We start from the raw sequence: 5,497 nt of genomic DNA, 5'->3' as shown, positions 1-5,497 counted from the left end.
CCCATCATCGCCGCCCTGCTGCTGACCAACGTGGCGCTGGGTATCCTGACGCGGGCCGCAAGGGATTGGGCGGCGCGGGCGGGGGCGGCCGGTCGCGCGTGGCAAAGCCGCGCGGCAGCAGGCGCGCCGTTTCTATGCCGCGCAGGAACATGTTCTGGAACGGCGTGGCCAGGTAGGGCAGGACCATGCTGATCACCAGCAAGCCCACGCCCAGGGTGACGGGGAAGCCGATACCGAAAATGTTCAGCTGCGGCGCGGCCCGCGTCAGGATACCCAGCGCCACGTTGGTCAGCAGCAGGGCGGCGATGATGGGCAGCGATATTTGCAGGCCGGAACGGAAGATCTCGCCGCCCCACGCCGCCAATTGCTGGAAGCCGCCGCTGCTGATGGGGCTTGATGAAATCGGCAGGCTGACAAAGCTTTCCGCCAGCGCTGCCAGCAAGACCAGGTGTCCGTTGACTGTCAAAAACATCAACGTGGCCAGCATGACGAGGAACTGGCTGATGGCGGAAGACCTGCCCTTGGTTTGCGGGTCGAAGAACGAGGCGAAGCCCAGGCCCATGGTCAGGCTGCTGATCTCGCCCGCCATTTCAATGGCGGAAAACACGATGCGTATGGAAAAGCCCATGGCCAGGCCCACCAGCATCTCTTGCGTGAGGATCAGCAAGCCGGGCAAGGACATCGGATTGACGGCAGGCAAGGCCGGCACGGTGGGGGCGATGATCATGGCCAGCAGCGCGCCCAGCGCCACCTTCACGCTGGCCGGCACGGCCGCGTTGCCGAACAGGGGGGCGGCCGCAATCAGGCCGAGGATGCGGCTAAGCGGCCACAGCAATGCTGCGATCCACGTGTTCAGTTCAATGCTGGACAGGGTCAGCATGGCAACGGTTGCGGCACTAGCCCACCAGGTTCGGGATGCCCGTGAAGACCTGGCGCATGTAGTCGAGCATGACGGACAGCATCCAGGGGCCCGCCACGACGATGGCGACAAAGATGCCGACCAGCTTGGGGATGAAGGACAGGGTCGCCTCGTTGATCTGCGTGGCCGCCTGGAAAATACTGACGATCAAGCCGATGATGAGGGCGACCAGCAGCATGGGCGCGGCCACCATCAAGGTGATTTCCATCGCATGGCGGCCCAGGGTCATGACGCTTTCGGGTGTCATCTATTTCCCCTAGTAAAAACTCTGTGACAATGAGCCCAGCAGCAATTGCCAGCCATCGACGAGCACGAACAGCATCAGCTTGAACGGCAGCGAGATGGTAGCCGGCGACATCATCATCATCCCCATCGACATCAGCACGCTGGCGACCACCATGTCGATGATCAGAAACGGGATGAAGATGGCAAAGCCGATCTGGAACGCCGTCTTCAGTTCGCTGGTGACGAAGGCGGGCACGAGGATGCGCAGCGGCACGTCTTCCGGGCCTTGCAGGGCCGGCGAGCGCGACATCTTGGCGAACAGGGCCAGGTCGGCCTGGCGCGTCTGCTTGAGCATGAAGGTTTTCAGGGGATCGACGCCCTTGTCCATCGCCTGCTGCATGCTGATCTTGTTTTCCTGGTAAGGCAGGTAGGCATCCGTGTAGATCTTGTCGAACACGGGGCCCATGACGAACAGGGTCAGGAACAGGGCCAGCCCCACCAGCACCTGGTTGGGCGGCGCCGACTGCGTGCCGATGGCCTGGCGCAGCAGGGACAGCACGATGATGATGCGCGTAAAGCAGGTCATCATCAGGAGGGCCGCCGGCAGGAAAGTCAGCGACGTCATCAGGATGAGCGTCTGCACGGGCAGCGAGTAATTCTGGCCGCCGCCCGGCGCCGGCGTGCTGGTGAAGGCCGGGATGCCCGGCTGCGCCAGCGCCCACAGCGGCAAGGCCAGGGCGGCGATGGCCAGCAGCCAGGTCAGGGGAGTCTTGATATTGCTCAATGCCATCGTCCGCTGCGTCATTGCCGGCTTATTTCCCATTGCGTTTTTCGATGGTCTGTTTCAGCCATTCGGAAAAATTGGCGGCCGCGGGGCCGTTTTGCGCCGTGGCCAGTTGCGGCAGTTCGCTTTCCTGGCGCGGCAGGGTGGCCAGCGCGTTCACGCGGCCGGGCGAAGCGCCGACGACGATCCACTGGTCCGCCACTTCGACGAGGACGATGCGTTCGCGTCCGCCCAGGCTGAGCGAGCTGACGACGCGCATTTTGCTGTTGCCGCCCATGACCTTGGGGCCATAGCGCTTCATGAACCAGGCCAGGCCGATCAGCAGGGCCAGCACGAAGACGAGCGCGAAGATGGTCTGCAGCAAGCTGCCGGCCGACGTCGTCGGCGCCATCGTCATGGGCGCGCCGGGCGGCATGGCGGGCAGGGCGGCGGCAGGGGCCGGCGCTGGTGCTTGCACCGCTTCGGCGGTTGCCGCGGGTTTTTCGGTGACTACTTCGGCCGGCGCGGATGCCGGCGCGGACGCCGTGACGGCAGCCGATGCCGTTGCAGGAGCCGCCGCTGCCGGCGCCGCCTGGGCGATGCAGCAGGCTGCCGCCAGCGGCAGCAGGGTGGAAATCAACAGGCCAGGCTTCATTTATTCAATTTTCGGATGCGTTCGGAAGGCGTGATGATGTCCGTCAGGCGGATACCGAACTTGTCATTGACCACCACCACTTCGCCCTGGGCGATCAGGCAGCCGTTGACCAGCACGTCCATCGGCTCGCCGGCCAGGCCGTCGAGCTCGACCACGGAACCCTGCGCCAGTTGCAGCAGGTTCTTGATGGCGATCTTGGTACGGCCCAGTTCGACCGTCAGCTGCACGGGGATATCGAGGATGAAATCGATATCGTTGTGCGTTTCCGACTTCGACGCCTGCTTGGAAAAGTCCTTGAACACGGCGGCGCTGGCCGCGCTGGCCGTATTGGCGGCCTGGTTCTGCAGCGCTTCCGCTTCCGCCTTGGCCTGCTCGGCAATGGCCGCGCCCCAATCGTCTTCCGCGCTTTGGTCGTCTTGGTTGTCAGACATGTGTTTCTCCTGTTGTACAGATGCGGGCCGCAGCGCGGCCCGTATATTTCTTAATGGTTGTTCATGTTATCGGCATTGGCGAGGAGTTTCTCCACCTTCAATGCATATTGTCCGTTCAATACGCCGTACGTGCAATCCATCACGGGCACGCCGTCGACGGTGGCGGCGATCAGTTCCGGGATGTTCAGCGGGATGATGTCGCCCACCTTCATGTTCAGGATTTCATCGAACGACACGCGGGCCGTGCCCAGCGAGGCCACCAGCTCCACTTCGGCGATCTGGATCTGCTGCGTCATCAGGCGGATCCAGCGCTTGTCCACTTCCAGCGCCTCGCCCTGCAGGCTCGAGGTCAGCGAATCGCGGATCGGCTCGATCATCGAATACGGCATGCAGAAGTGGATTTGTCCGGAAACGGAGCCCAGTTCCACCGTAAACGTGGAGGCGACCACCACTTCGTTGGGCGTGGCGATATTGGCGAACTGCGTGTTCATTTCTGAACGGATATATTCAAACTCGACGGGGAAGACTGGTTCCCACGACTTGGTATAGGCTTCAAAGACGATATCGAGGATGCGCAGGATGATGCGCTGCTCCGTCTGCGTAAAGTCGCGCCCTTCGACGCGCGTGTGGAAACGTCCGTCGCCGCCGAACAGGTTGTCGACCAGCAGGAAGACGAGGCCCGGATCGAAGACCATCAGGGCCGTGCCGCGCAGCGGTTTCATGTGCACCAGGTTCAGATTGGTCGGCACCACCAGGTTGCGGATGAATTCGCTGTATTTCGAGACGCGCACGGAGCCGACGGACACTTCGGCGCTGCGGCGCAGGAAGTTGAACAGGCCTACGCGCAGCAGCCGGGCGAAGCGCTCGTTGATAATTTCCAACGTTGGCATCCGGCCGCGCACGATGCGCTCCTGGGTTGCCAGGTTGTAGGTACGAACTCCCGTGACATCTTCCGGCGCCTGCGCGTCGTCCTGGTCTCCGTTGACGCCCTTCAGAAGGGCATCGACTTCTTCCTGGGAGAGGAAATTATCGGCCATGGCTGCTTATTGAATGATGAATGCGGTAAATAATACGTCCGTCACGTCCTGCTCCGGCCCTTTGTCCTCGAACGGCTGGTTCACCTGATTGATGATTTCGGCCGCCAGTTGCTGCTTGCCTTCCACGGTGTTGAGTTCCGATGCTTTCTTGCCGGACAACAGCAGCAGCAAGCGGCTGCGCACCTTCGGCATGTTGAGCTTGATGCTATCCATTTCTTCGGGGCTGCTCACCTGCAGGGTGAATGCGATCTGCAGGTATTGTTCGCCATTTTCCGGCTGCAAGTTGACGGTGAAGGCATCGACAGGCACGAAGACGGGCGGACCGGCCTTCGAGGCAGCATGTTTTTTCTTGCTGGGCGCCGATTCTTCTTTATCGGCCTTGCCATGCAAGAAATACCAGGCGGCACCGCCGCCGACGCCGCCAGCCACCAGCACCGAGGCCAGCACTATGATCAGAAGCTTCTTTTTCGAGGCGCCGGCGGGGGCCAGGCCTGCATCTGCTTTCGGATCTGCTTTCATTTTTGGATTTGCTTTCAATGGTACTCGAGTGCATGGAAGTGGATCACGACGCCATTATGTCATTATCGGCAAATTCTGCGCAGAAGGATGCAGTGAAAAGAGGGCGGAAGCGCCCTCAACTCGCTGTTTTTATACGAAAAGTTACGCTGCGGGGCGCGCCTGTGGCCTGAGGACGACGATTTGGCCTCAGGCAAAGGTATCCACGGCGCTCAGGCTGGCCCGGCTGCGTCCGCCTGCTGCCGGCGCGATGGCGATCTCGCCGCCCGCTACGCCGCCGCCCTGGCTATTGCCGCGGCGTTCGCCCGAGGCGGCACGCTCGCCATTGTTTTGCTGTTCCGGCGTGCCGGCCGAGACGGTGGCGCTGCCGAAGGCGATGCCCGCTTCGCTCATCATTTCGCGCAGGCGGGGCATGGCCGCTTCCAGCGCCTGGCGTACTTCCGGCTGGGCCGACATGAAGGCGGCATCGGCCTGGTCATTGGTAACCGTCAGGACCACTTGCAAGGGGCCCAGGTCCGGCGGATTCAGGGTCAGGGTGGCGCTCTGGTCGCCGCCGGCCGCCATCCACACGACTTTCTGTCCCAGTTGCTGGTCCCAGGCAGGCGTGCCCACCCGGCCAGCCAGCTTGTCTGCCGGCACGGCTGCGGCAGCGGCCGCCTGCTGCAGCGCGCCCGGCTGCAACTGGGCTGCCAGGCGGCTCAGGTCGGCAGGTGCCTCCTTGAGGATCGGTTCGGCCACGGCCGTGCCCGCCTTGGCGGTGGCGGCCAGCTGCGCATCGATGGCCAGCTTGCCCGGTTCGGCCTTGCCGGCTGGCAAGCTGGCGCCTGGCGTGGCGCTTGTCTTGCCCTGGGCCTGGCCCAGGCTGTCGGCAAAGTCGCCGCTGTCCGCTTGCGCGGCGACCGTGGCGGCGCTGGCCTTGCCGCCGCCCTGGGCGGCTGCCAGCAAGGGGCC

General features: G+C 63.2%; 8 protein-coding genes. All 8 read right to left on the bottom strand.

Translation table 11 applies throughout. The features are described from left to right. Positions 1–4: 4 nt before the first annotated feature. The gene (gene fliR, locus GCN75_RS28540) at positions 5–880 is read right to left on the bottom strand and encodes a flagellar biosynthetic protein FliR (protein ID WP_152285347.1); all 876 of its coding nucleotides are present in this window, start codon (positions 878–880) and stop codon (positions 5–7) included. Between the two features lie 16 nt (positions 881–896). Further along, complete coding sequence (gene fliQ, locus GCN75_RS28535; protein WP_034754044.1) at positions 897–1,166, bottom strand: flagellar biosynthesis protein FliQ; 270 nt, start codon at positions 1,164–1,166, stop codon at positions 897–899. Positions 1,167–1,175: 9 nt separating this feature from the next. Then, on the bottom strand, positions 1,176–1,934 hold the full coding sequence (gene fliP / locus GCN75_RS28530) for a flagellar type III secretion system pore protein FliP (RefSeq protein WP_152259681.1): 759 nt from the start codon (positions 1,932–1,934) through the stop codon (positions 1,176–1,178). Positions 1,935–1,956: 22 nt separating this feature from the next. Further along, on the bottom strand, positions 1,957–2,562 hold the full coding sequence (fliO, locus tag GCN75_RS28525) for a flagellar biosynthetic protein FliO (protein ID WP_152285346.1): 606 nt from the start codon (positions 2,560–2,562) through the stop codon (positions 1,957–1,959). After that, positions 2,559–2,993: a flagellar motor switch protein FliN gene (fliN, locus tag GCN75_RS28520; protein WP_034754038.1), complete on the bottom strand. Its 435-nt coding sequence runs from the start codon at positions 2,991–2,993 to the stop codon at positions 2,559–2,561. Before fliN ends, fliO begins: the two co-directional genes overlap by 4 nt. A 50-nt stretch (positions 2,994–3,043) precedes the next feature. Continuing rightward, complete coding sequence (gene fliM / locus GCN75_RS28515) at positions 3,044–4,030, bottom strand: flagellar motor switch protein FliM (RefSeq protein WP_034754035.1); 987 nt, start codon at positions 4,028–4,030, stop codon at positions 3,044–3,046. A gap of 6 nt (positions 4,031–4,036) precedes the next feature. Then, positions 4,037–4,549 carry a flagellar basal body-associated protein FliL gene (gene fliL, locus GCN75_RS28510; protein ID WP_152285345.1) on the bottom strand — a complete coding sequence of 171 codons (513 nt, stop codon included), beginning with the start codon at positions 4,547–4,549 and terminating at the stop codon, positions 4,037–4,039. Positions 4,550–4,735: 186 nt separating this feature from the next. Then, positions 4,736–5,497 (bottom strand): flagellar hook-length control protein FliK (locus GCN75_RS28505; protein WP_193317700.1); only part of this gene is annotated, 762 nt, incomplete at its 5' end.

It is taken from the genome of Janthinobacterium violaceinigrum (assembly GCF_009208555.1).
GTDB classification, from domain to species: Bacteria; Pseudomonadota; Gammaproteobacteria; order Burkholderiales; family Burkholderiaceae_D; genus Janthinobacterium; species Janthinobacterium violaceinigrum.
The sequence above is the reverse complement of the archived record's forward strand: the minus strand, read 5'-3'. Positions and strand labels throughout refer to the sequence as shown.